We start from the raw sequence: 24,199 nt of genomic DNA, 5'->3' as shown, positions 1-24,199 counted from the left end.
TGCCATGCTGGCGAATCATGACGACTTACCACTGCCCCGGCTGCGGAACCATCTCGCCGGTCGATTCTGCCACCTGGTGCTGCCCGGACTGCCGCGGACCCTGGGACCTCGACTTCACCGCCTCGCCCGTACCGCTCAACGCCCTGCCGAGCAGGGTGAATTCACTGTGGCGGTACGAGGAGGCGCTGCCGCTCTCCGGGCCCGCGACCTCGCTCGGCGAGGGACGCACACCGCTCGTCACGCTCACCGGGACCGTGTCCGCGAAGCTCGACTTCCTGACGCCGACCCTGTCCTTCAAGGACCGCGGCGCGGTCATGCTGGCCGAACTCGCCCGCCGGCTCGAGGCGCAGGGTGTGATCGCCCGAGTGATCGCGGACAGCAGCGGGAACGCGGGCACGGCCGTCGCCGCGTACTGCGCGCGGGCCGGACTGGAATGCACCGTGTACGTCCCGGAAGCCACCTCGGCCAAGAAGGTCGAGCAGATCCGGGCGCACGGCGCGCGGCTGGAGCTCGTCCCCGGTGACCGCGAGGCCACCGCCGACGCCGCCCGCGCGGCGGCGGATCTGCCCGGCGTCTTCTACGCGAGCCACGTCTACAACCCGTACTTCCTGCACGGGACGAAGACGTACGTCTACGAGCTGTGGGAGGAGCTCGGCGGCCGGCTCCCGGATGCGATCGTCGTCCCCGTCGGGAACGGCACCCTGCTGCTGGGCGCCGCGCAGGCACTGACCGAACTCCACACGCACGGACTGATCGACGCGCGCCCCCAGCTGATCGCCGTCCAGGCGGAGGCGGTGTCACCGCTCGCGGCGGCGTTCCGCGGGGGCGCGGACGAACTGCTCGCCGCGTCCCCCGGCGCCCCGACCCTCGCCGAGGGCATCGCCGTCCCGAACCCCCCGCGGGCGCGGCAGATCCTGCGGGCGGTACGGGAGTGGGGCGGAACGTTCCTGACCGTGACCGAGGACGAGATCCGCGCCGCGCAGCGGGACCTGGCCGCGCGGGGACTCTTCGTCGAGTCGACGGGAGTCGCGTGCTGGGCGGCGGCAGGCGCCTGGGCCGACCGCACGGCCGTGGTGCCGCTGTGCGGGGCGGGGCTGAAAACCGGCCTGGCGCCGTGAGTCGCGGCGGCTCGCGGCTCCCTTCGACATCGAGCGCGCTCCAAGGGACCGAATCCCGTTCCTGCAGCGTCACTTGAGGGCGTCACGCTGGTCCCGCCGGGCCGGGTGGATATCCGCACGCTCGGCGGGCCCAGGTGCCCGTGGCCGCGGTGCTGTGCGTTCCGGATACGAAGGCTCCGCTGTCCGCAACCGCTTCGCGCAGGGTGCGGAACGCCCGCTGGACGACCCGTGGTCTACACAGGTCGAGTGCCATTTCCCACTCGTCGTGTGCGAGATACTCCAAGACATCCGAAGCGGTGATGTCATTTCCCGTGGCAACCCCCTGGGGCACCAGGAACGAGGCGGCCTCGAGCATCCCGACGACCTTCATGCGCCGATTATGAATCAGCAGCGCAACACCCCCTCGTGACGACCGCAATCGCTAGGGTTGACTCATGACCGCACTGCCCGACTGGATGCGCCCGCCGCGCGCGGAAGGCTGGTTCGCGGAGGACCTGGACCGCCTCCCCGAGGCACCACGCCACACCGAGCTCATCGACGGAGCCCTGGTCTTCATGATGTCGCCACAGCGGTCCTGGCATGGCCGCCTCGTCACCGCCCTGACCACCACGCTCATGGCGCAGGCGCCGACTGGCTTCGAGGTCGAGCGGGAGATGACGATCCGCCTCGATGCCCGCAACCGCCCCGAGCCGGACCTCTTGCTGACAGATCTGCCCTATGACCCCGACCGCACATGGTACGCCCCAGAGGACGTGAAGCTCGTCGTGGAGGCCGTATCTCCCGAGTCCGCCCACCGCGACCGCACCGTAAAACTTCGCAAGTACGCCGAGGCCGGGATCCCGCACTACTGGTGCATCGAGGACGAGGAGGGGGCACCCGTCGTCCACGTCTACGAGCTCGACGAACCCACCGGCGCCTACGCACCCGCCGGCATCTTCCGGGGAAGCCTCCAGCGCCCGGTGCCCTTCGAGATCAGCCTGGACCTCGACAAACTCACGCCGCCCCGAAGCTGCTGAAAAGTCAGCACCAAGTCAGCACGGGATACGGAAGGGGTCGGACGTGTCTAAGTCCGCCCCCCTTCCGACCTGCACACTTGACGAAACTGCCTAACGCACAGTAACGAGACGGCTACACATTGAACCGGAACTCCACCACGTCTCCGTCCTGCATCACGTAGTCCTTGCCCTCCATGCGCGCCTTGCCCTTCGCGCGGGCCTCCGCCACCGAGCCGGTTTCGACCAGGTCGGCGAAGGAGATGACCTCGGCCTTGATGAAGCCCTTCTGGAAGTCGGTGTGGATCACACCGGCCGCCTCGGGGGCCGTCGCGCCCTGCTTGATGGTCCAGGCGCGGGTCTCCTTCGGGCCTGCCGTGAGGTAGGTCTGGAGACCAAGGGTGTCGAAGCCGACGCGGCCCAGGGTGGCGAGGCCGGGCTCTTCCTGACCCATGGACTGGAGGAGTTCGAGTGCCTCGTCGTCCTCCAGCTCGATCAGCTCGGACTCGATCTTCGCGTTGAGGAAGATCGCCTCCGCCGGGGCGACCAGGTCCCGCTGCTCGTTCTTGAAGTCCTCGTCGACCAGCTCGTCCTCGTCGACGTTGAAGACGTAGAGGAAGGGCTTGGTGGTCAGCAGGTGGAGCTCGTGGAGCAGGTCGCCCTGCTCGGTGCCCTTGGTGATGCCCGCCGAGAACAGGGTCTGGCCGGACTCGAGGATCTTCTGGGCCGACTCGACCGCCGCGAGGACCGCGACCTTGTCCTTCTGGAGGCGGGACTCCTTCGTCAGGCGCGGGACGGCCTTCTCCACCGACTGCAGGTCCGCGAGGATCAGCTCGGTGTTGATCGTCTCGATGTCGTCCTTCGGCGAGACCTTGCCGTCGACGTGCACGACGTTCTCGTCCTTGAAGGCGCGGATGACCTGGCAGATCGCGTCCGACTCGCGGATGTTCGCCAGGAACTTGTTCCCCAGGCCCTCGCCCTCGCTCGCGCCGCGCACGATGCCGGCGATGTCGACGAAGTCGACCGTGGCCGGGAGGATCCGCTGGGAGCCGAAGATGCCCGCGAGAACGGCGAGGCGGGAGTCGGGCACCCCGACGACGCCCACGTTCGGCTCGATGGTGGCGAACGGGTAGTTGGCCGCCAGCACGTCGTTCTTGGTCAGGGCGTTGAACAGGGTCGACTTGCCGACATTCGGCAGACCGACGATTCCGATCGTGAGCGACACGTTGGCGACTTCCTGACGTGGAGAGTGTGGAGAGTGAAGGACTGGCGGGCCGTACAGCCCGGTGAGGGTGGGGGCCGATCCACCAGTTTACGGGCGGGCCGAGCGGACCAGCGACGCCCTACGGAGCCCCGCTACGGCCGCCCGGGGTCGAACGCAGCCCCAAGGTCGGCCAAAGGGCGTGTCTAGTGCTGGTTTCCTCCCTCCCCGCGACCTACGTTGTGCGGGTGGAGCAGCACAGGACAGGCCGGCCCGAGCCCCGGCGGCGGCCGCAGACCCCCGTATCCGCGCCGAGCACGCTTGCCGACGCCACCGTCTATCCGGTGCCGGCCCGAGCGCCGCGGCCCGTTCCGCCGCTGGTGCTCGCCCTGCGCCGGCTGCCGAACCCACGACTGACGGGGCTCGGCGCCGGGCTCTTCGCCGCGGCGACGATGCTGGGGCTGGGCAGTCTGGACCAGCTGCTGCTCGACGGCTCCGCGCTCGTCTACGGGCTGCTGTTCCTGCCGGTCAGCGCGCTCACGGCGCTCTGGGTGCGCGAGGCCGACGTGGTCATCGCACCGATCATCGTGCCGATCGCCTTCGCCGTCGGGATCGTGCCGATCTCCGGCGGCACCGGCGGCATCGGCGGCCAGACGATGGCCGTGGTGACGGCTCTGGCCGTGCACGCGGGCTGGCTGTACGGCGGGACGCTGGTGGCCGGGCTCATCAGCTGTGTACGGAAGGTGCGGACGATGGCCCGGCGACAGCGCCGCGGCCGCGGGCCGCAGGGCCCCGCCGGGACCACCCGCCGCGGCTGAGCGCCTCCCGGACAGGGGGCGCACGAGGCGGGCCTAGCGGCTCGCCGCCGCCATCGCCGCGCCCACGATGCCCGCGTTGTTCTGCAGCTCCGCCGGGACGATCTCCGCCCGCACGTCCTCGATCAGCGGCAGGAACTTCTCCGACTTGCGGCTCACGCCGCCGCCGACGATGAACAGCTCGGGCGAGAACAGCATCTCCACGTGCGCCAGATACTTCTGCACCCGCCGCGCCCAGTGCGTCCAGCTGAGGTCCTCGTCCTCCTTGGCCTTCGTCGACGCCCGCGTCTCCGCGTCGTGGCCGTGCAGTTCGAGGTGGCCCAGCTCGGTGTTGGGGACCAGGCGGCCGTCGATGAAGACCGCGCTGCCGATGCCCGTACCGAACGTCAGCATGATGACGGTGCCCTTGCGGCCGCGTCCCGCCCCGAACGTCATCTCCGCCACACCCGCCGCGTCGGCGTCGTTCAGGATCGTGATGGGCAGGCCGCCGAGGCGGTCGCCGAGCAGCGAGGCGGCGTCCTTGTCGATCCAGCCCTTGTCCACGTTGGCCGCGGTGCGGGTGATGCCGCTGGTGACCACTCCGGGGAAGGTGATGCCGACCGGGCCGGTCCAGCCGAAGTGGCCGACCACCTCCGCGACGCCGTCGGCCACGGCCTCCGGTGTCGAGGGGTGCGGTGTCAGGACCTTGTGGCGCTCCTGTGCGAGATCGCCGCGCTCCAGATCCACGGGAGCGCCTTTGATCCCGGATCCGCCGATGTCCACTCCGAAGACGTTCATGGACACCACGTTAGAGGTGCTCGGCGTGAAAGGGAGGAACTGACCGTTACTGCACGGACGGCTCCGCGGACAGCGAGGCGGCTGCTCCCCCGACGCTCCGCGACAGCGCGACGGCTACTCCCCCGACGGCTCGGCGGACAGCGCGGCTGCCTCCGCGCGCAGGTCCCTGCGCAGCTCCTTCGGCAGCGAGAAGGTGATCGACTCCTCGGCCGCCTTCACGATCTCGACATCCTCGAAGCCTCGCTGCGACAGCCACTCCAGCACGCCCTCGACCAGGACCTCCGGCACGGACGCGCCCGACGTGACGCCGACCGTGGAGACGCCGTCGAGCCAGGCATCGTCGATCTCCTCCGCGAAGTCGACCAGGTGCGCGTCGCGGGCGCCGGCGCCGAGGGCGACCTCGACGAGACGGACGGAGTTCGAGGAGTTCTTGGAGCCGACGACGATGACCAGGTCCGCCTCCGCACCCATCTGCTTGACGGCGATCTGGCGGTTCTGCGTGGCGTAGCAGATGTCGTCGCTCGGGGGCGAGACAAGGCCGGGGAACTTGGTCTTGAGGGCGTCGACGGTCTCCATCGTCTCGTCGACGGAGAGGGTGGTCTGGGAGAGCCAGACGACCTTGTCGGGGTTGCGGACCTCGACGTTCGCCACGTCGTCCGGGCCGTCGACGAGCGTGATGTGTTCGGGTGCCTCGCCCGACGTGCCGATGACCTCTTCGTGGCCCTCGTGACCGATCAGGAGGATGTCGTAGTCCTCGTTCGCGAACCGCACGGCCTCTTTGTGGACCTTGGTGACCAGCGGGCAGGTCGCGTCGATCGTCGCGAGCCTCCGCTCGGCGGCCTCCTGGTGCACGGTCGGCGCCACGCCGTGCGCGGAGAACATGACGATCGATCCCTCGGGGACCTCCGCCGTCTCGTCGACGAAGATCGCGCCCTTCCGTTCGAGGGTCTGCACGACGTATTTGTTGTGGACGATCTCGTGGCGGACGTAGATGGGCGACCCGTACTGCTCCAGGGCCTTCTCCACGGCGATCACGGCACGGTCCACACCTGCGCAGTAGCCGCGGGGAGCGGCGAGGAGGACGCGTCGGGCAGGAGGCGTAGCAGTCATGCCCCCCATCGTAAGGCCGCGTCGACGAGGCCCTTGATCAGCCACCGCCGACGGACTGGGCGCTGCGCGAGCGTGGGAGAGCGAGGGAGGACCTGATGAGGCGAGGGGTGGTGCCGGTGCTGGGCGTGGGCGTGCTCCTCGCGGTGATCGTGGAAGCGGCGGGTTCGGCGCAGGTGGTGGGTGCGGGGTGGCTGGGGGTGGGGCTGACCGTGCTGTCGGCGCAGCGGGGGCGGCGCGAAGGGCTCGCGGGCGGCGGGCGGTAGGTCTGGGCCGGGGCTCCGAGGCAGCGCCTGGCCGAGGGCGTTCACGAGGGCGCCGCCTCCGACGTGCACCGCCGCCGCCGAAGCGGAGGCTGCGTGCCGAGGACGGACGAGCCCCGCCCGGGCGCGGCGGCGCTTCGCGCCGGGACCCCGGGATGTCGGATGTGGCCGTTACGCTCGCCCGTATGGCTCTCAACACGTCCGCGGAATCCCCTCTGCCGGTCGGCGAGGTGTCACGGCTCATCGGTGGCTGGATCGATCGGCTCGGGGTGGTCTGGGTGGAGGGACAGATCACCCAGTTGTCGCGCCGGCCGGGCGCCGGCGTCGTCTTCATGACGCTGCGCGATCCGTCGTACGACATCTCCGTGAGCGTCACCTGCTTCCGGCAGGTCTTCGACGCGGTCGCCGACGCGGTGGCGGAGGGCGCCCGGGTGGTGGTCCATGCCAAGCCGGAGTGGTACGCACCCCGGGGGCAGCTGTCGCTGCGGGCGGTGGAGATAAGGCCGGTGGGCATCGGTGAACTGCTCGCCAGACTGGAGCAGTTGAAGCGGGCGCTCGGCGCGGAGGGGCTGTTCGCGCCGGAGCGCAAGAAGCCGCTGCCGTTCCTGCCGCACCGGGTGGGCCTGGTGTGCGGGCGGGCGTCCGCGGCCGAGCGCGACGTGCTGGAGAACGCGCGCAGGCGCTGGCCGCACGTCCGCTTCGAGGTGCGGAACGTGGCGGTGCAGGGCGTGCACGCCGTCGCGCAGGTCGTCCAGGCCGTCAAGGAGCTGGACGAGCTGGACGAGGTCGACGTGATCATCGTGGCGCGCGGCGGCGGCAGCGTGGAGGACCTGCTGCCGTTCTCCGACGAGCAGTTGGTGCGGGCGGTCTCGGCGTGCGCGACACCGGTGGTGTCGGCGATCGGGCACGAGCCGGACTCCCCGCTGCTGGACCTGGTCGCCGATCTGCGGGCCTCTACGCCGACGGACGCCGCGAAGAAGGTCGTGCCCGACGTGGGCGAGGAGCTGGACCGGGTGCGGCAGTTGCGGGACCGGGCGCTGCGTACCGTCCAGGGGCTGCTGGACCGGGAGGAGCGCGGCCTCGCCCATGCGCTCGCCCGTCCGTGCATGGAGCGGCCGCAGCGGATGGTCGACGAGCGCGAGGCGGAGGTGGCGGCGCTGGTCGCCCGGAGTCGGCGGGTGCTGGGGCATCTGCTGGACCGGGCGGACTCGGAGCTGGCGCACACCCGGGCGCGGGTGGTCTCGCTCTCTCCGGCGGCGACGCTGGAGCGCGGGTACGCGGTGCTGCAGCGCGCCGACGGGGCGGTGGTGCGCTCCCCGGACGAGGTCGATGCCGGCGAGGGGCTGCGGGCGCGGGTCGCGGAGGGCGAGTTCGCGGTGCGGGTCGCCGAGTGACGCCCACGGCGACCGCCGGTTCTGTTGTCGTTTCCCATACATAGGGTGGAATGCATGGCTGCCAAGACGGAAGAGGCCGCGCTCGGTTACGAGCAGGCCCGGGACGAGCTGATCGAGGTCGTACGACGACTGGAGGCCGGCGGCACGACGCTCGAGGAGTCGCTGGCGCTGTGGGAGCGCGGCGAGGAGCTGGCGAAGGTGTGCCGCCACTGGCTCGAGGGAGCACGCGCACGCCTGGACGCCGCACTGGCGAAGCCGGAGGCGCAGGACGGGGCCGCGGGCGACGTGCAGGCGGCCCCGGGCGACGCGTAGGCGGCCCCGGGCGACGTGCAGGCGGCCCCGGGCGACGCGTAGGCGGCCCGGGCGACGCGTAGGCGGCCCGGGCGACGATCGAAGCCGTGCGCGGCCTGTGAACCGGATCACCGACGTCTGGTTTTAGTTGAATGTTAACCTAAATCGTCGTACGGTGAAGTCGTTGCTCATAGCACCGACCCCCGCCGCACTTCGGAAGGCTCGTCTGATGTCCCTCGTTCTCGACCCCGCCGCCCAGGACCTCCTCTTCCGCGAGGCCCGCACCGCCAACACGTTCGCCGACGAGCCGGTGACCGAGGAGCAGGTTCAGGCGATCTACGACCTGGTCAAGTACGGCCCGACCGCCTTCAACCAGTCCCCGCTGCGCGTCGTGCTCGTCCGCTCCGCCGAGGCCCGCGAACGCCTCGTCGGTCACATGGCCGAGGGCAACCAGGCCAAGACCGCCGCCGCGCCGCTGGTCGCGATCCTGGCCGCCGACAACGAGTTCCACGAGGAACTCCCGGCCCTTCTGCCGCACTTCCCCCAGGCCAAGGACATGTTCTTCAGCGAGCGCCCGGTCCGCGAGCAGGCCGCCGGCCTGAACGCCGCGCTGCAGGCCGCGTACTTCATCGTCGGCGTCCGCGCCGCCGGTCTGGCCGCCGGCCCGATGACGGGCTACGACGCCGCCGGCATCCAGAAGGAGTTCCTGGACGACGACCACGCCCCGCTGATGGTCGTCAACATCGGCAAGCCCGGCGACGACGCGTGGTTCCCGCGCTCCCCGCGCCTGTCCTACGACGAGGTCGTCACCACCGTCTGAGCGCCGCGCGCCCACGCGAAAGGCCGCCGCACCCTCGACAGGGCGCGGCGGCCTTCGCCGTACCGGCGCTCCCCCGGCGGCAGGTACGCCGCGCCAGGAGTCGCCGCGAGGCGGAAGAAGGAGCCGAAGAGGTCAGGACCCGGCGGAAGGCTTCGCCGACGGCTTGGACGACGGCGCACCGTCCGGCGACGTCAGCGACTCGGCCATCTCCGCCAGCCGGTCCTGCGTCGCCGTGCCGGTGACCACCGTCGTCGCGCCGTCGGCCGTCCGCACCAGCGCGTTGTACTTGGGGCCCTTCCACACCTGCCAGGCCTCACCGGCCACCTGACGGGTCTGCTCCGTCCTGGCCGCCTGGTGAGTGACCTTGCGAACGTACTTGTCCGCGGGCTTCACCGTGGACTGCTCCACCGCCACGTACTGGTCACTCGGGTCGAGGAAGCCGAGGTGCCACGCGTGGGCCTCCTCGCGCCGGAACGTGACCGACGTCGCCCGCCACTCCTCACCGAGCCCCTCCGGCACGGCCACCGGGTACGGTGCGACCCGCTGTGCCGTCACCAGCTCCACGCGGTAGTCGACGGGTTTGATCGGGTCGGCGTTCTCGTCGTGCGGGACGAGCGTGTAGATGCCCGCCACGACCACGCCGATCACCGCCAGGGACTGGAACATGTTCCTGATCGTCTGCTTGCCTCGCATACCTGCCACGTCCACCATGTTCGCATCCGCCGGTCATGCTCAAACGTGGCCCCCTCTGCTCAATTTGTCGACGTACCGATAGAGTCGCCCCACCCTCCTATTACGGCCGTCGTCGTACAGAAAGGTGCGCTCCGATGACCGAGCATCATCTGCCGTCCCCGCTCGAGGTCTCCCCCGAGGCCCCCGACCGCAACCTCGCCCTCGAACTCGTCCGCGTCACCGAGGCCGCCGCCATGGCCGCCGGCCGCTGGGTCGGTCGTGGCGAGAAGAACGGCGCCGACGGCGCCGCGGTCAAGGCCATGCGCACGCTCGTCTCCACCGTCTCGATGAACGGCGTCGTCGTCATCGGTGAGGGCGAGAAGGACGAGGCCCCGATGCTGTTCAACGGCGAGCGGATCGGTGACGGAACCGGCGCCGAGTGCGACATCGCCGTCGACCCGATCGACGGGACCACGCTGACGGCCAAGGGCATGCCCAACGCCATCGCCGTCCTGGCCGCCGCCGACCGCGGCACCATGTTCGACCCGTCCGCCGTCTTCTACATGGACAAGCTGGTCACCGGACCGGAGGCCGCCGACTACGTCGACATCAACGCCCCCGTCTCCGTCAACATCCGGCGCGTCGCCAAGGCCAAGCACTCCTCGCCCGAGGACGTCACGGTCGTCATCCTCGACCGCCCCCGGCACGAGGGGATCGTCAAGGAGATCCGCGAGACCGGCGCGCGCATCAAGTTCATCTCCGACGGCGACGTCGCCGGCTCGATCATGGCGGTCAAGGAGGGCACCGGCGTCGATCTGCTGCTGGGCGTCGGCGGCACGCCGGAGGGCATCATCTCGGCCTGCGCGATCAAGTGCCTGGGCGGCGTCATCCAGGGCAAGCTCTGGCCGAAGGACGACGAGGAGCGTCAGCGCGCCCTCGACGCGGGCCACGACCTGGACCGCGTGCTGAGCACGAACGACCTGGTCTCCGGCGAGAACGTCTTCTTCGTCGCCACCGGAATCACGGACGGCGAGCTGCTGCGCGGCGTCCGCTACCGCGCGGAGACGGCGACCACCCAGTCCCTGGTGATGCGCTCCAAGTCGGGCACGATCCGGCAGATCGACTCCACGCACCGGCTGTCGAAGCTCCGGGCCTACAGCCAGATCGACTTCGACCGCGCGAAGTAGGCATCACCGGGCCGCGGAGCAGGCATACGGAAGGGGCGCCCATGTGCAGGGCGCCCCGTTTCCGTGCGTGCGATCGCGTCAGGCCGCCGACGCGGACTTCTTGAGCTCGACCTCGCGACGCCTGCGGCGGGCCAGAACCACGCGGCGCTCCGCGGCGGTGAGGCCGCCCCACACTCCGTACGGCTCGGGCTGGAGCAGCGCGTGCTCGCGGCACTCCACCATCACCGGGCAGCGGGCGCAGACCTGCTTGGCCGCCTCCTCGCGCGACAGCCGCTCGGCCGTCGGCTCCTTGGACGGGGCGAAGAACAGGCCCGCCTCATCACGGCGGCACACGGCCTCCGCGTGCCAGGGGCCGGCCTGGTCCTCGCGGGCAGGAATGCGCTGGTGCGGAACGGCGGCCACCTGCAAGGACTGATGCGGCAGTTGCAGCACGGTCTACTCCTGACGACGGGATGCGCGAGCGAGAGACGATGCACCAGTCCCTACCCGCTGTGCGCACGCCTATGCACTGAGTGGCACTGAGTTCCGACGCACGGAATTGCGTATCGGCGCTCGCGGCGAAAAAGCGCCCCCGGGCAGGGCCGTCACCCCAGGTGTTTGCGCAAGCGGTCGTGCAGGTCGGAGATGCGCCGGCCGCGCTTCGGCTTGGCCTCGACATTGCCGAAGACCGAATAGCCGTTGACGACGACCACGGGCGCCTCGGGATCGGCGGCCTCCAGTGTCACGACTTCGAAGTTCCCGAAGAAGCCGGTCCCGCTGCCGCGCAGCGAGATGTTCTCCGGCACACGCACTTCGACGTTGCCGAAAATGGAGGTCGCGTTGATCACGGAGAGCCGCTGTCCGTAGAGCGCCTCGGTGAGATCGATCTCGATGTTGCCGAACAGCGAGAAGGCGTTGGTCCTGCGGCCGACGCGCCAACGGCCCTTGCGGGTCGAGCTGGAGAAGACGGCGATCAGGTTCTCCGCGGGGCCGGCGGGCGCGTCGTCGTCGTAGGCGCGCAGGGACGCGGTGCCGGACCGTCGGGCGGCGGCGGGCAGGTCGCTCACGATCGGCTCGAGCTCGCCCACCGTCTTGGCCCGGTAGACGGCGTCGATGCGCTCCGAGTGCTCCTCGGCGTCCAGCCGGCCCTCGGCCAGGGCGTCCCTGAGGATGTCCGCGATCCGGTCGCGGTCGGCGTCGGAGGCGCGGATGGCGCCGGCCGGATCCAGGGGGGCGGCCGGCTTCTGGGGCTGCTTCTCGAGGTCCACGTCACCAGCCTAGCGAAACGCGATAGATCGCGACTAGTGGCCCACGCCGTTCCGGCCGACCCCCCGGCCGGCCCAGGTTGAAGCAACCCTTCGAAGCAGTCCCACCAAACGAGCGTTCGAAGTGAGCCTTACCTCACAGGACCGGGACTCTCGGGGCGCTCTACGCTTGGGGGCGCGTTGCCGATGGAGGCCGCGTCGCTGTCTGCCGAGTGAGGAATGGCCGTAATGCCGGAATTTGCGTACTCCGATCTGCTCCCCTTGGGAGAGGACACCACGCCCTACCGCCTGGTGACGGCCGAGGGAGTCTCCACCTTCGAGGCCGACGGCCGGACGTTCCTCAAGGTCGAGCCGGAGGCGCTGCGCAAGCTGGCCGCCGAGGCGATCCACGACATCCAGCACTTCCTGCGCCCGGCCCACCTCGCGCAGCTGCGGCGGATCATCGACGACCCGGAGGCGTCGTCGAACGACAAGTTCGTCGCTCTGGACCTGCTGAAGAACGCGAACATCGCGGCCGCCGGTGTGCTCCCGATGTGCCAGGACACCGGCACCGCGATCGTCATGGGCAAGCGCGGACAGAACGTCCTCACCGAGGGTGGTGACGAGGAGGCGCTGTCGCGCGGCATCTACGACGCGTACACGGAGCTGAACCTCCGCTACTCGCAGATGGCCCCGCTCACCATGTGGGAGGAGAAGAACACCGGCTCCAACCTCCCGGCGCAGATCGAGCTGTACGCGACCGACGGCGGCGCGTACAAGTTCCTCTTCATGGCCAAGGGCGGCGGCAGCGCCAACAAGTCCTTCCTCTACCAGGAGACGAAGGCCGTCCTCAACGAGGCGAGCATGATGAAGTTCCTGGAGGAGAAGATCCGCTCGCTCGGTACGGCCGCCTGCCCGCCGTACCACCTGGCGATCGTCGTCGGCGGCACGAGCGCCGAGTTCGCCCTGAAGACCGCGAAGTACGCCTCCGCGCACTACCTGGACGAGCTGCCCTCCGAGGGCTCGGAGCTCGGCCACGGCTTCCGCGACGAGGAGCTGGAGAAGAAGGTCTTCGAGCTGACCCAGAAGATCGGCATCGGCGCCCAGTTCGGCGGCAAGTACTTCTGCCACGACGTCCGCGTGGTGCGGCTGCCGCGGCACGGCGCCTCGCTGCCCGTCGCCGTCGCCGTCTCCTGCTCGGCCGACCGCCAGGCCGTCGCGAAGATCACCGCCGAGGGCGTCTTCCTCGAGCAGCTCGAGACCGACCCGGCGCGCTTCCTGCCGGACACGACGGAGGAGCAGCTGGCCGACGAGGACGGCGACGTCGTACGCATCGACCTCAACCGGCCGATGGACGAGATGCTGGCCGAGCTGTCCAAGTACCCGGTGAAGACCCGCCTTTCGCTGACCGGCCCGCTGGTCGTGGCGCGTGACATCGCGCACGCCAAGATCAAGGAGCGGCTGGACGCGGGCGAGGAGATGCCGCAGTACCTGAAGGATCACCCCGTCTACTACGCGGGCCCGGCCAAGACGCCGGAGGGCTTTGCGTCCGGCTCCTTCGGCCCGACGACGGCCGGCCGGATGGACTCCTACGTCGAGCAGTTCCAGGCGGCCGGCGGCTCCAAGGTCATGCTGGCGAAGGGCAACCGCTCGAAGCAGGTGACCGACGCGTGCGGCACGCACGGCGGCTTCTACCTCGGCTCGATCGGCGGCCCGGCGGCCCGCCTCGCGCAGGACTGCATCAAGAAGGTCGAGGTCGTCGAGTACGAGGAGCTCGGCATGGAGGCGGTCTGGAAGATCGAGGTCGAGGACTTCCCGGCGTTCATCGTGGTCGACGACAAGGGCAACGACTTCTTCCAGGACCCGTCCCCGGCGCCGACGTTCACGTCGATCCCGGTGCGTTCGTAGGAGGCCGGCGCACGCCCTGTGCCTGACGGACGGCTCTGCCCTCTCCCGCAGCTGTGGGAGAGGACGCAGCCGTTGAGTCAATAGCAAGGCGCCATGGTGTACGCCGGCACCGGTCGACGCCAGATTGATCAGACCCTCATGGGGTTCTCGCCGAGGACTAGCAGACATGCAGTCCGCCGAAACAGCCGCGGCCGATGTGTGGCTGACCCTGGCGTCCGCGGAAGAAGTGGCTGGTCTCCGCGGCAAGTTCGGCCTGGCTCCGGGCTCGGTGCTGCTCGGGCATGCCTTGTCCGAGGTCGGCTTTGACCAGCTCGTCGGGGTTGAGCCCGGCGGCTCCTTCATGTGCCGCACGGCGGCCGAATGCCGGAGCCGGCGCCAGGGCCGGCCGCGAGGCTCACCCGCTGACGGCTACAGCATCGAGTCTGCTGCCGCGGTCAGCCGCTGCCACGTCGCGGCCGCCTCGGCGACCGGCCCGTCCCCGCCGAGAGCGACGAGCGTCATCCGCCCGGGATCGAACATCTCGGTGGCCGCGGCGGTCACCTCCTCGGGCCGCGTGCGCCGGACACGATCGGGCAGGTCCTCCAGCCACGAGGGGCTGCGCCCCGCAGACAGCGTTTCCCGGATCATGTCCGCCTTCACCGCGGGCGAGTCGAAGACACCGAGCAGTTGCGCTGCGCGGAACTCCGCCACCGGTGCGAGTTCCGCCCCGGTGACGGGCCGTTGGATCAGCATGTCCAACTCCCGGTGGATCCCCGCCACCGCGGGCTCCGCCTCGTGTTCCGGGACCGTGGCCCTGACGTACGCACGGGGCAGGTCACGGCAGATGTCCCGGCCGGCGTGGATCTCCCGGGCGGGCCCCGGCACGGACAAGCCGTGCACGGTCAGCCGCGAGGCATGGTGCGCTCCCACCACGGCGGTGGCGAGGTACCTCGCCGCCGTGCCCGTGTCACCGTGCGGTTCCGGCGCGGCCAGCAAGAGGTGGAGCAGGCCCCCTCCCCGCTGCCCCAGGGTCACGAGCCCCGGACCCGGCCGGGGCACCGCCGGGGGCACGGCACCCGGCACGGGGGGGTGCGGTACCGCCGGGGGGGGACGCACGCCATGCGGACAGGGCGGCGTCGGCTGCCGAGGTGAACGCCTGCGGGTCCATGTCGCCGACGGCGACGAGCCATCCGCCGGGCGCGATGACGCGCCGGTGGAGTGCGGCCGGGACGGGCGGCTCAGGGGCGGCGACCGGGGTGGTGGCGCCCCAGGCCCGGCGCAGCGCGGCATCCATGACGGGCCGGGGATCGCGATAACGGACGGGGACAGGCAGCCCGACCTCCTCCATGGGCGCGGCGAGCCCCGCCAGCAACTCCAGCCAGGATCCGAGCCGTTCGGGGCGGGAGTATCCGGTGACGTCTAGCCACTGCCCGTCGGCGGCGAGGTGAAAGGCTCCGCCGTCCCGTTCCGCCCGGTCAGCGGCGCCTGAGCGTGCGGCCAGGAGGCGACTGAGCGTCTCCGCACGATCCGGCCACCACCAGCCCGAGTCACCCAGCGGGAGCCTCATTCGCAGTTCGACCAGCGGCACGCGGCGGTCGGCCACCGCGAGGACCCTGGTGCCGCACCCGAGGGACGTCTCCGCACGCGGTCCGTGGCGGGGTGCGGACCCCGGGCCGAACGGGGGGACCGGGCGGATCGCCGGTGCGCCCCCGACGCCTCGCACTGCGGGCCCGGCGTCCTCGTCCGGCCCGCGGTGCGGGCAGTCGGTGCCTTCGAGGTGCCGCTCAGAGGCAGCGGCGACCGCGGAGGGGCCGGTCTCCGGGGAGGGGCCGCCGGCACCGGCGGGGGCCTCGGCGGAGCCGGCAGAGGCGGCGGCCCCATGCGCGGCGGGCGGCCGGCTGCGCCGGGGCCCGGGACTGAGCACCAATACGCCCTTGGGGCCGGAGCTCAGCCGTCCGGCGGCGGCGGCGACCGTGGCGGCGGGGATCGCGGCGAGCGCGCCGGGTAGTTCGTCGAGCAGTTCCGCCCTCCCGAAGAGGAGTTCCAGCCTGCCCCGGGCCCGAGCCCGGGTGTAGGGATCCGCGTGCTCCCGCCAGTGCCTGGTGATCATGCGTCGGACCGCGGATTCCTGTGCGCTGGCGAGCGAGGTGCTGTCGGCGAGTGCGCCGATTTCTTCCGCGCGCACTACGCGCCGGGCAACGCCGTACTCAGCGTCGTCGGCGACCACGAGCCCGGGGAACTGCTCGCCCTGATCGACCGGCACGTCGGGGACATCCCGGCCAGCACCACGTCCGGGCGACAGCGCCGCGCCTCCGTCAGCGCATCCCCGCCCCCCGCCTGACGGGCCGTGAGGCCCTCCGCCGCCTCGACGATCAGGCGCAGGCCTGTGCGCAGCAGCGGTTCGTCATGGACGATCAGCGTCGTGATCACCTCATCACCCCCGCGCCGCACGGCGGTTCTGCACCGCACGGAGCAGGAACATCCCGGCGATGACGGCGAGGGAGATCCAGACCGCGTGGTCGGTGATGGTCTCCGCCAGATGGACCGCGGGCTGTCCGATGGCGTAGCCGAGCAAGGTGAACACGCCCGTCCACACTGCGGCGCCGACGGCGTTGAGGCCGAGGAACGCCCACAGCCCCATGCCCGCCCAGCCCGCCGACGCGAAGGCCAGCGGTCCGGGGATGAGCGGCAGCGGTGCAAGGACGACGGCGGCGGCGATGACCCTCCGGCTCGCGGCCTTGCCGCTGATCAGCGGGCCGCGCCCGGCCGACTCGCCATCCGGCTCCTGCACCCGGGCTGGTGCGCCGGAAGCCGGTCCGGTCGGTGTTCCGGCGGAGGAGCCTGCGTCCTCCTCAGCGGAGGCCGCAGGCCCGGGCGGGCCGGTGAGCAGTCCCACGATGGTGCCGCCCCAGAGACGGCCCGCCCACCAGAACACCCACGCGAACTTGATCATCCCGAAGAGGCCCGCCGCGAAGGCGAGCAGCAGCGGGGCGTCCCCGACCCGCGCGGCGGCGCCTGCAACGGTCAGGGCCGTCTGGGTGCCCGTCAGCATCTCCAGCAGCACTGGGCGGGAACCGATGAGCCAGGGCCGCAAGGGCCACATGGCGAGAATAGGCGAACACCAGCCACATCCCGTACCAGCAGACGAGGTCTCTGGTCGACGGCGCTCCTCCCCATGGCAGCCATGGTTTGTCGAGCGCGCGTGGGGCATGCCGAGTTTCGGTGGTCAAGCGAAACCTCGCAGAATGACACGGACAGGACAGGATCAGGACAGGCGCGGGCGCACGGCAGCGCCCGCGGTCGGAATCGTCAGTCGAGTGGCGGGGTCTTCCCGTCGCCGGACAGGGCCCGGGAGCCCGCGAGGCCGACAATGCGGCGGAGCTCCGCGACATGCCCGGCCAGGGCACGCCGACCGTCGCGGGTGAGCGCGACCCAGGTGCGGGGGTACGACGCGCCCCGCGCCTTGGCGACTTCCACGTACCCGGCCCCTTCGAGCACCTTGAGGTGCTTGCTGAGGACGGAATCGCTCACCCCGAGGCTCTTGCGCAGCCGGGAGAATTCCATGGTGTCGACGGCTGCCAGCATGGAGCAGATCTGGAGCCGGTTCGGCGCATGGATCACGGCGTCGAAGCAAGGTTCACTCACTGGCCCGCCCGCAGTTCGCGGCGCACGGTCGCGTCGACGCGGTACCCCATCACCACGGTGAGCACACCTATGACGAGGCCCGCGCCTGCGACAGCCCAGCGGACGTCGAAGCCCCACTCCAGCGTCATCCCGGACACAGCGAGCACGAGGCAGGCCAGTAGGTACGCCCCGAAGATCCTGGCCGCGCCGGGAGTACTCGTGTAGCGGTCGAACGAGACGCCGCTGCTCCGCCTGAGCGCCCAGCCGAGCCCCAGCACCACGAGGACGAACGGGCCCATGGTCCAGTTGGCCCACCGCAGGCTGATGGACGCGAGGACGAGCGCGAAGGCGAGCCCGAGGCCGCCGTGGAACCACCAGGGGCTTGACACGCTGTCGGCGACGCGCGCCCTGGAGGCGGCCACTTCGCCCAGCGCACGACGAGCCGACTCGGCGTCGGGCAGCTCGGAAGGAGACGATGAGGGCGAATTGCTTTCCATGTTGGAAAGCATAGAGAACTACTGTCCAATGCGGCAAGTGGTTTCCGTCCCGCTCCGGCGACGGGCCCCAGGGCCGCCCAGCCTCAGCCGGCGACACCCCGGACCTGGGCCGCCTCGCCGGCCCCGGCCCGCGCCCGAGGCGTAGCCCCGCGCGCGGTGCGCGGTGCGTGCGGTCCGGTCAGGCGAAGCGCTGCTTCGCCGAGCCGTCGCAGGTCCGCAGCCGGACCGGCTGGTTCGCCGCGTCCTGCGTCATGCAGAGCCCGGTCGCGGACTTCGGCCGGATCGTGGCTCCGTCGCGGACGAACTGCTGGTTCGCCCCGCCGTGGCAGTCCCAGACGGTCAGGGCCGTGCCCGCCCGGTAGTCGCCGGCGGGCACGTCCAGGCAGCGGTCCTGGGACAGTTCCGTGTGGAGGGTCCCCCGCGCGGAGTCGTGCCACCAGTTCTGGTTGCGGCCGCCGTGGCAGTCCCAGCCGACCACGCCGGTGCCGTTCGCGGTCGCGGCGCCATGGACGTCCAGGCAGTTGCCGGTCGCCTCGTTCCGCAGCGCCTTGTACACGTCGTCCCAGGCGTGCGGGAAGAGCGCCGGCTTACCCGTTGAGTTGACGTCCGCGCAGCTCGCCTCGCGCAGCGAGGAGTTGTACATCTGGGTCAGGCATGAGGCGAAGGCCGCGTGGCCGCGGATGTTGGGGTGGAAGGACTGGCGCACCGAGTTGGAGTCCGGCGGGAAGGGATTGCCGAGGTCGATGTACAGTCCGCGGGCCCAGGTGTCCTGGTAGCAGACCTCATGACCGTGGAAGAGGCGGGAGTTGTCCAGGTACACGGCCCCTGTCTCGCGTGCGGCCCTGCGCATTCCGCGTTCGAAGGAAGGGACGGCGGTGTTGCGGCCCCAGACGGTGTCGGAGTCGTAGCCCATCCCGCCACAGAACAGCTTGCCGGGGAAGTGCGGGTTGTCGCGGAAGTCGGGGCCGATCGGGCTCGGGTAGCCCATCACGACCAGCTTGTAGTCGCTGTCCTGGTATCCGGCGTCGCGCATCACGGTGCGCAGGTCGCGCACGGTCTGCTCGACCTTGGGGACGAGGCCGTCGACGCGGGCCTGCCAGCCGGGGGCGTACTTGGGGGCGCAGGGGCCCTGGAACAGGATGTAGCGGGTGACGCAGTCGGTCATGACGGGACCGAACCGGAGGTCGTCGTTGGCGCCGGCGACGAGCAGCACCATCTTGATACGGGTGTTGCGTGCCTTGATGGCGAGGTTGTCGCTCTGGACCAGTTCGTCGGCGTGCTGCTTGCTGCCGCCGATGCGGATGTTGGGTGTGGAGGCGCCGGAACAGGAGACGTTGTAGGTGATGTCCGCCGCGATGCCGGTGCGGTGGATGGCGGCGTCGGGCGAACGGTGACACCAGTTGTCGGGCCCGTTGGTGCCGGGCTCGTACGTGCCGACGCCCTCACCGGAGATCTCGCTGTCACCGAGCGAGATCAGGCCGGTCTTGCGGTCGTCGAGCGGGCGCCGGGCGGGGTCGCCGTAGAGCGCGGTGGCCTCGGCCGCCCGGATCGCCTCGAGTTCGGGCGGCAGGGGTACGGCGGCCCCGGGCGCGGCGGCCTTGGGTGCGGCGGCCTTGGGTGCGGCGGCCTTGGGTGCGGCGGCCTTGGGTGCGGCCGCGGAGCCGGCGGGCTCCGCGGCGGCGGGAGTGGCGACGGCGAGCCCGCCGAGGGCGGTGGCCAACGCGGCTGCGGCCGCGAAGGTGCGGCGGAGTCGAAGTCTGGGTCCGGTGCCTTTCATTGTGCCTCCCCGAGTTGTGGTTACTCGGGGTATTTACTGGCGGGTAGTGCAGTTGGGAATAGACAGAACAAGACACGTGCTCAACTTTTTCAGGAGGTACGACAGATGAGCGATGCGAGCGAGTACCGGACCGAGCGCGATTCCATGGGAGAGATGCTGGTTCCCGCCCATGCGAAGTGGCGGGCGCAGACCCAGCGGGCGGTGGAGAACTTCCCCGTGTCGGGTTGGCGTCTGGAGCGCTCGCACATCGAGGCCCTCGCCCGTATCAAGGCGGCGGCGGCGCAGGTCAACGCCCAACTGGGCGTCCTCGACGCGGACATCGCGCGGGCGATCACGGACGCGGCCGCGGAGGTGGCGGAGGGCCGCTGGGACGAGCACTTCCCCGTGGACGTCTTCCAGACAGGCTCCGGCACCTCGTCCAACATGAACGCCAACGAGGTCCTGGCCACGCTCGCGACCGAACGGCTCGGCCGCGACGTCCACCCCAACGACCATGTGAACGCGTCCCAGTCGTCCAACGACGTGTTCCCCTCGTCCATCCACATCGCGGCGACCGCTGCCGTCCTCCACGACCTGATCCCGGCACTGGATCACCTGGCCTCCTCGCTGGAACGCAAGGCGACCGAGTTCGCCGCTGTCGTCAAGTCCGGTCGTACGCATCTGATGGACGCCACGCCCGTCACCCTCGGCCAGGAGTTCGGTGGCTACGCGGCGCAGGTGCGTCACGGGATCGAGCGGCTCAAGGCCTCGCTGCCGCGCCTCGCCGAACTGCCCTTGGGCGGCACGGCCGTGGGAACCGGCATCAACACCCCGCCCGGCTTCTCCGCCGCCGTCATCGCCGAGGTGGCGCGTGCGACGGGCCTGCCGCTGACCGAGGCCCGCGACCACTTCGAGGCGCAGGGCGCGCGCGACGGCCTGGTGGAGACCTCGGGCCAGCTCCGCACGATCGGCGTCTCGCTCACCAAGATCTGCAACGACCTGCGCTGGATGGCGTCGGGGCCGCGCACCGGGCTCGCCGAGATCGCCCTCCCGGACCTCCAGCCCGGCTCCTCCATCATGCCGGGCAAGGTGAACCCGGTGATCCCCGAGGCGGTTCTGATGGTGGCCGCACAGGTGACCGGCAACGACGCCACCGTCGCGGCGGCCGGCGCCGCCGGGAACTTCGAGCTGAACGTCATGCTGCCGGTGATGGCGAAGAACCTGCTGGAATCGGTCAGGCTGCTGGCCAATGCCTCGCGCCTGCTGGCGGACCGCACCGTCGACGGCATCACCGCCGATGTCGAACGAGCCCGCGAGTACGCCGAGTCGTCCCCGTCGGTCGTCACCCCGCTCAACAAGTACATCGGATACGAGGAGTCGGCCAAGGTCGCCAAGAAGTCACTCGCCGAACGGAAGACGATCCGCGAGGTGGTGCTCGAGTCGGGGTATGTGGAGCGGGGCGAGTTGACGCTGGAGCAGCTGGACGAGGGCCTGGACGTGCTGCGTATGACCCACCCGTAGCCGGCGCGCGGCGTGCGCAGTCGGACGTGAGCTGCGCCGCAGCCGGGGTCGGGGCACGCGCTTAGGATCTCCGCATGACAGGATCGACGGGTTTTCGGCGCTGGGCGCCGGGGGATCACATCCTCTGGCGCTATCGCGGCCATGCCGCGGCTCCGGACGGCGGCGCCTTCCACATCTGCCGGCCGGTGACCGTCGTGCAGGACACCGACGAACTGCTCGCCGTGTGGATGGCGCCCGGCACCGAGTGCGTGAAGCCGTTGCTCGCCGACGGCACGCCGCTGCACGAGGAGCCGCTGGCCACCCGCTACACCGCGCCGCGCACCACCGCCCGTACCCGCTGGAGCGGCAACGGCGTGCTCAAGCTGGCGCAGCCGGGCGTGCCATGGTCGGTCTGGCTCTTCTGGGAGCCCGCCTGGCAGTTCCGCAGCTGGTACGTCAACCTCGAGGAACCGCTCACCCGCTGGGCCGGCGGTGTCGACTCGGAGGATCACTATCTCGACATCTCCGTCTACCCGGACCGCAGTTGGCTGTGGCGGGACGAGGACGAGTTCGACCAGGCGCAGCGCGTCGGCCTGATGGACGCGGAAACGGCCCGGAGAGTGCGGGAGGCGGGGCGGGCCGCGGTCGAGACGATCCGCTCCTGGGGTGCGCCGTTCTGTGACCGCTGGGAGCTCTGGCGCCCCGACCCGACGTGGCAGGTGCCTGCCCTTCCGGCCGACTGGGACCGGTTTCCGGCGCGGCGTGCGGCCTGATCCGGACGGTCTGGCCGAATCCCGCCGGGAACACGCTCCGGCGTATACGACCTCGTGAGACTCTTGATGCGCCCCCTGGGGTGAAACGTAGGATCGTCGTCCGCAAGGCTGCGCCGCACGAGGGAGCAGGAGCGCAGGGCACGACAGCGAGTCGTCCGTCAGTCACAGTGTCCAGTCGTCGAGCGTCTCGCGAGAGACATCACGAGTCAGTCACAACAGGGGGTTGAGCTGTGCCGGAAGCCCGCCACCCTGTCGACGTCACCCCCAGAGCGGGTATACCGCCCCACGAGGCGATTGCATCGCACCACCGGCCCGGATGGACGGAATCCCACGCGTGACGGAGCATCCCACCTCCCACGAAGGCCGGCAGCCCCTGGCTGCCCGGTCGCACGAACGCACCCGGCCGCGGGCGCAGGCGGCCGGGGCCTCGCCCGCGCCCGCCGGGCCGCCGCCGAAGCCGCAGCCCCAGACGCAGCCACAGGTCCACGCCGCGCAGCTGCAGACCCAGGACATCGCGGGGACCGCGAGACGCGAGGGCGATCGGCTGCGCTTCGTGGGGGCCGCCACGCGCCGTATCGCACGCGGCATCGACCTGGACGAGATCGTTCTCGGGCTGTGCCGGGCCACCGTCCCCACCTTCTCCGACGCGATTCTGGTCTATCTGCGCGACCCGCTGCCGGTGGGCGACGAGCGGCCCGTCTCGCCGTTCGTGCTGCGGCTGCGCCGGACCGACAGGCTGCGTTTAAGCGCAGACGACGCGGACCAGGGGCTGGTCAACGCCATGCCCCTGCTGGACGCGGGAAGCGAGCCCACCCCGGCCGCCGAGCTGTGCGAGGTCCGCTCCGGAGGTGCGCTGTCCGAGGTGCTGCGCGGGGTCCGGCCGGTCTTCGGCGACTCCGCCGCGGCCCGCGCCGCACTGCCCGAACTGCTCGGCGACGGACGTTCCGTGCCGAGCGGCCATCGCGCGATACTCGCCCCGCTGCGCGGTCGCCGCCGGGTGATCGGTGCCGCCGTCTTCCTGCGCCGCCCCGACCGGCCCGCCTTCGAGCCGAACGACCTGCTGGTCGCGGCCCAGCTGGCGACCCACACGGCCCTCGGCATCGACAAGGCCGTGCTCTACGGCCGCGAGGCGTACATCGCCGACGAGCTGCAGCGCACGATGCTGCCCGACTCCCTGCCCCAGCCGACCGGTGTCCGGCTCGCCTCCCGCTACCTGCCGGCGGCGGAGACGGCCCGCGTCGGCGGCGACTGGTACGACGCGATCCCGCTGCCCGGCAGCCGGGTGGCGCTGGTCGTGGGCGACGTCATGGGCCACTCGATGACGTCCGCCGCGATCATGGGCCAGCTGCGCACCACCGCGCAGACCCTGGCCGGCCTCGACCTGCCGCCCCAGGAGGTCCTGCACCATCTGGACGAGCAGGCCCAGCGCCTCGGCACCGACCGCATGGCGACCTGCCTGTACGCGGTGTACGACCCGGTCTCGCACCGCATCACCATCGCCAATGCGGGACATCCGCCGCCCATCCTGCTGCACCTGGGCGGGCGGGCCGAGGTGCTGCGCGTGCCGCCCGGCGCGCCCATCGGCGTCGGCGGCGTCGACTTCGAGGCCGTGGAGCTCGACGCCCCGGCCGGCGCGACCCTGCTGCTCTACACCGACGGGCTGGTCGAGTCGCGCCTGCGCGACGTGTGGACGGGCATCGAGCAGCTGCGGGAGCGCCTCGCCGCGACCGCCCAGCTGACCGGCCCCGACCACTCGCCGCCGCTGGAGGCGCTCTGCGACGACGTGCTGGACATGCTGGGCCCCGGCGACCGCGACGACGACATCGCGCTCCTCGCGGCCCGCTTCGACGGCATCGCCCCGAGCGACGTCGCCTACTGGTTCCTGGAGCCGGAGGACGCCGCCCCCGGCCGCGCCCGGCGCCTCGCGCGGCGCGCGCTGGCCCGCTGGGGCCTGGAGGACCTCTCCGACTCGGTGGAGCTGCTGGTCAGCGAGGTGGTCACCAACGCCGTGCGGTACGCGGAGCGGCCGGTGACGCTGCGCCTGCTCCGCACCGACGTGCTGCGCTGCGAGGTCGGCGACGACTCCCCGCAGCTGCCCAGGCAGCGGCGGGCCCGGGACACCGACGAGGGTGGCCGGGGGCTGTTCCTGGTGAACCGGCTGGCCCGACGCTGGGGCGCGACGCGGCTGTCGACGGGCAAGGTGGTCTGGTTCGAGCTGCCCACGCCCTGGGGGGGGGGGGGGGGGAGGGGGGGGGGGGGGGGGGGGAGGGGGGGGGGGGGGGGGGGGGGGGGGTGAGGGCGG

At 71.2% G+C, this 24,199-nt stretch carries 26 protein-coding genes; 13 read left to right on the top strand and 13 right to left on the bottom strand.

The features are described from left to right. The first annotated feature begins 17 nt into the window (after positions 1 to 17). Entirely contained in the window at positions 18 to 1,118 is a 1,101-nt protein-coding gene (locus tag ACZ4SA_RS00270; RefSeq protein WP_468267750.1) for a pyridoxal-phosphate dependent enzyme, read from the top strand. An 82-nt stretch (positions 1,119 to 1,200) separates the two neighbouring features. Here ACZ4SA_RS00270 and ACZ4SA_RS00265 read toward each other — a convergent pair whose 3' ends face one another. Beyond that, positions 1,201 to 1,488 (bottom strand): hypothetical protein, encoded by a 288-nt coding sequence (locus ACZ4SA_RS00265; RefSeq protein WP_468267747.1) that lies wholly within the window; start codon positions 1,486 to 1,488, stop codon positions 1,201 to 1,203. 64 nt (positions 1,489 to 1,552) lie between these two features. Between ACZ4SA_RS00265 and ACZ4SA_RS00260 the strand changes: the two genes are divergently transcribed. Beyond that, the gene (locus ACZ4SA_RS00260; protein WP_468267744.1) at positions 1,553 to 2,134 is read left to right on the top strand and encodes a Uma2 family endonuclease; all 582 of its coding nucleotides are present in this window, start codon (positions 1,553 to 1,555) and stop codon (positions 2,132 to 2,134) included. A 112-nt stretch (positions 2,135 to 2,246) separates the two neighbouring features. Here the strand turns inward: ACZ4SA_RS00260 and ychF are convergent, their stop codons facing one another. Next, entirely contained in the window at positions 2,247 to 3,335 is a 1,089-nt protein-coding gene (gene ychF / locus ACZ4SA_RS00255) for a redox-regulated ATPase YchF (RefSeq protein ID WP_468267741.1), read from the bottom strand. Positions 3,336 to 3,559: 224 nt separating this feature from the next. Between ychF and ACZ4SA_RS00250 the strand changes: the two genes are divergently transcribed. Beyond that, positions 3,560 to 4,129 (top strand): DUF6542 domain-containing protein, encoded by a 570-nt coding sequence (locus ACZ4SA_RS00250; RefSeq protein ID WP_468267738.1) that lies wholly within the window; start codon positions 3,560 to 3,562, stop codon positions 4,127 to 4,129. Positions 4,130 to 4,162: 33 nt separating this feature from the next. On the opposite strand, the gene ppgK is transcribed toward ACZ4SA_RS00250, so the two are convergent. Then, complete coding sequence (gene ppgK, locus ACZ4SA_RS00245) at positions 4,163 to 4,903, bottom strand: polyphosphate--glucose phosphotransferase (protein WP_468267735.1); 741 nt, start codon at positions 4,901 to 4,903, stop codon at positions 4,163 to 4,165. Between the two features lie 114 nt (positions 4,904 to 5,017). Beyond that, a complete protein-coding gene (locus ACZ4SA_RS00240) occupies positions 5,018 to 6,022 on the bottom strand; it encodes a 4-hydroxy-3-methylbut-2-enyl diphosphate reductase (protein WP_468267732.1) in 1,005 nt (334 codons plus the stop codon). Between the two features lie 86 nt (positions 6,023 to 6,108). On the opposite strand from ACZ4SA_RS00240, the gene ACZ4SA_RS00235 reads away from it, so the two are divergent. The 4 genes from ACZ4SA_RS00235 to ACZ4SA_RS00220 all read left to right on the top strand — a co-directional run bounded on the left by ACZ4SA_RS00235 (position 6,109) and on the right by ACZ4SA_RS00220 (position 8,778). Further along, positions 6,109 to 6,276, top strand: coding sequence for a hypothetical protein (locus ACZ4SA_RS00235; protein ID WP_468267729.1), 168 nt, complete (start codon positions 6,109 to 6,111; stop codon positions 6,274 to 6,276). A 182-nt stretch (positions 6,277 to 6,458) separates the two neighbouring features. Beyond that, positions 6,459 to 7,667 carry an exodeoxyribonuclease VII large subunit gene (gene xseA / locus ACZ4SA_RS00230; RefSeq protein ID WP_468267726.1) on the top strand — a complete coding sequence of 403 codons (1,209 nt, stop codon included), beginning with the start codon at positions 6,459 to 6,461 and terminating at the stop codon, positions 7,665 to 7,667. Positions 7,668 to 7,721: 54 nt separating this feature from the next. Continuing rightward, entirely contained in the window at positions 7,722 to 7,979 is a 258-nt protein-coding gene (locus tag ACZ4SA_RS00225) for an exodeoxyribonuclease VII small subunit (protein ID WP_468267723.1), read from the top strand. A 208-nt stretch (positions 7,980 to 8,187) separates the two neighbouring features. Beyond that, entirely contained in the window at positions 8,188 to 8,778 is a 591-nt protein-coding gene (locus ACZ4SA_RS00220) for a malonic semialdehyde reductase (RefSeq protein WP_468267720.1), read from the top strand. Positions 8,779 to 8,910: 132 nt separating this feature from the next. On the opposite strand, the gene ACZ4SA_RS00215 is transcribed toward ACZ4SA_RS00220, so the two are convergent. After that, the gene (locus ACZ4SA_RS00215; RefSeq protein WP_468268425.1) at positions 8,911 to 9,471 is read right to left on the bottom strand and encodes a DUF4245 domain-containing protein; all 561 of its coding nucleotides are present in this window, start codon (positions 9,469 to 9,471) and stop codon (positions 8,911 to 8,913) included. Between the two features lie 134 nt (positions 9,472 to 9,605). Here ACZ4SA_RS00215 and glpX point away from each other — a divergent pair, with 134 nt between their 5' ends. Next, positions 9,606 to 10,637 (top strand): class II fructose-bisphosphatase, encoded by a 1,032-nt coding sequence (glpX, locus tag ACZ4SA_RS00210; RefSeq protein WP_468267717.1) that lies wholly within the window; start codon positions 9,606 to 9,608, stop codon positions 10,635 to 10,637. Between the two features lie 78 nt (positions 10,638 to 10,715). Here the strand turns inward: glpX and ACZ4SA_RS00205 are convergent, their stop codons facing one another. Then, a complete protein-coding gene (locus tag ACZ4SA_RS00205) occupies positions 10,716 to 11,069 on the bottom strand; it encodes a WhiB family transcriptional regulator (protein ID WP_468267714.1) in 354 nt (117 codons plus the stop codon). A 152-nt stretch (positions 11,070 to 11,221) separates the two neighbouring features. After that, positions 11,222 to 11,884: a DUF1707 SHOCT-like domain-containing protein gene (locus ACZ4SA_RS00200; RefSeq protein WP_468267711.1), complete on the bottom strand. Its 663-nt coding sequence runs from the start codon at positions 11,882 to 11,884 to the stop codon at positions 11,222 to 11,224. A gap of 216 nt (positions 11,885 to 12,100) precedes the next feature. Here ACZ4SA_RS00200 and ACZ4SA_RS00195 point away from each other — a divergent pair, with 216 nt between their 5' ends. Next, complete coding sequence (locus ACZ4SA_RS00195; RefSeq protein WP_468267708.1) at positions 12,101 to 13,768, top strand: fumarate hydratase; 1,668 nt, start codon at positions 12,101 to 12,103, stop codon at positions 13,766 to 13,768. A 408-nt stretch (positions 13,769 to 14,176) separates the two neighbouring features. On the opposite strand, the gene ACZ4SA_RS00190 is transcribed toward ACZ4SA_RS00195, so the two are convergent. Both ACZ4SA_RS00190 and ACZ4SA_RS00185 read right to left on the bottom strand, forming a co-directional pair. Continuing rightward, a complete protein-coding gene (locus ACZ4SA_RS00190; RefSeq protein WP_468267705.1) occupies positions 14,177 to 14,743 on the bottom strand; it encodes a hypothetical protein in 567 nt (188 codons plus the stop codon). Further along, a complete protein-coding gene (locus ACZ4SA_RS00185) occupies positions 14,715 to 15,857 on the bottom strand; it encodes a hypothetical protein (protein ID WP_468267702.1) in 1,143 nt (380 codons plus the stop codon). The genes ACZ4SA_RS00190 and ACZ4SA_RS00185 overlap by 29 nt, the downstream gene beginning before the upstream one ends. Here ACZ4SA_RS00185 and ACZ4SA_RS00180 point away from each other — a divergent pair. Beyond that, on the top strand, positions 15,831 to 16,088 hold the full coding sequence (locus tag ACZ4SA_RS00180; RefSeq protein WP_468267699.1) for an insulinase family protein: 258 nt from the start codon (positions 15,831 to 15,833) through the stop codon (positions 16,086 to 16,088). The two genes, ACZ4SA_RS00185 and ACZ4SA_RS00180, sit on opposite strands and share 27 nt — an antisense overlap. A 93-nt stretch (positions 16,089 to 16,181) precedes the next feature. On the opposite strand, the gene ACZ4SA_RS00175 is transcribed toward ACZ4SA_RS00180, so the two are convergent. The 4 genes from ACZ4SA_RS00175 to ACZ4SA_RS00160 form a co-directional block, all read right to left on the bottom strand. After that, complete coding sequence (locus ACZ4SA_RS00175; protein ID WP_468267696.1) at positions 16,182 to 16,850, bottom strand: DedA family protein; 669 nt, start codon at positions 16,848 to 16,850, stop codon at positions 16,182 to 16,184. 206 nt (positions 16,851 to 17,056) lie between these two features. Continuing rightward, entirely contained in the window at positions 17,057 to 17,368 is a 312-nt protein-coding gene (locus tag ACZ4SA_RS00170) for a transcriptional regulator (protein ID WP_468267693.1), read from the bottom strand. Between the two features lie 20 nt (positions 17,369 to 17,388). After that, positions 17,389 to 17,868, bottom strand: coding sequence for a hypothetical protein (locus ACZ4SA_RS00165; RefSeq protein ID WP_468267690.1), 480 nt, complete (start codon positions 17,866 to 17,868; stop codon positions 17,389 to 17,391). 178 nt (positions 17,869 to 18,046) lie between these two features. Continuing rightward, positions 18,047 to 19,645: a ricin-type beta-trefoil lectin domain protein gene (locus ACZ4SA_RS00160; protein ID WP_468267687.1), complete on the bottom strand. Its 1,599-nt coding sequence runs from the start codon at positions 19,643 to 19,645 to the stop codon at positions 18,047 to 18,049. Between the two features lie 105 nt (positions 19,646 to 19,750). On the opposite strand from ACZ4SA_RS00160, the gene ACZ4SA_RS00155 reads away from it, so the two are divergent. The 3 genes from ACZ4SA_RS00155 to ACZ4SA_RS00145 all read left to right on the top strand — a co-directional run bounded on the left by ACZ4SA_RS00155 (position 19,751) and on the right by ACZ4SA_RS00145 (position 24,193). Further along, positions 19,751 to 21,145, top strand: coding sequence for a class II fumarate hydratase (locus ACZ4SA_RS00155; RefSeq protein WP_468267684.1), 1,395 nt, complete (start codon positions 19,751 to 19,753; stop codon positions 21,143 to 21,145). Positions 21,146 to 21,219: 74 nt separating this feature from the next. Next, complete coding sequence (fomD, locus tag ACZ4SA_RS00150; protein ID WP_468267681.1) at positions 21,220 to 21,897, top strand: cytidylyl-2-hydroxypropylphosphonate hydrolase; 678 nt, start codon at positions 21,220 to 21,222, stop codon at positions 21,895 to 21,897. A 334-nt stretch (positions 21,898 to 22,231) separates the two neighbouring features. Further along, on the top strand, positions 22,232 to 24,193 hold the full coding sequence (locus ACZ4SA_RS00145; RefSeq protein WP_468267678.1) for a SpoIIE family protein phosphatase: 1,962 nt from the start codon (positions 22,232 to 22,234) through the stop codon (positions 24,191 to 24,193). Positions 24,194 to 24,199: the final 6 nt, after the last annotated feature.

The sequence above is a fragment of the Streptomyces sp. NPDC027962 genome (assembly GCF_055566095.1).
Note: the sequence above shows the minus strand (reverse complement) of the source record. Positions and strands in the feature narration are given on the sequence as shown.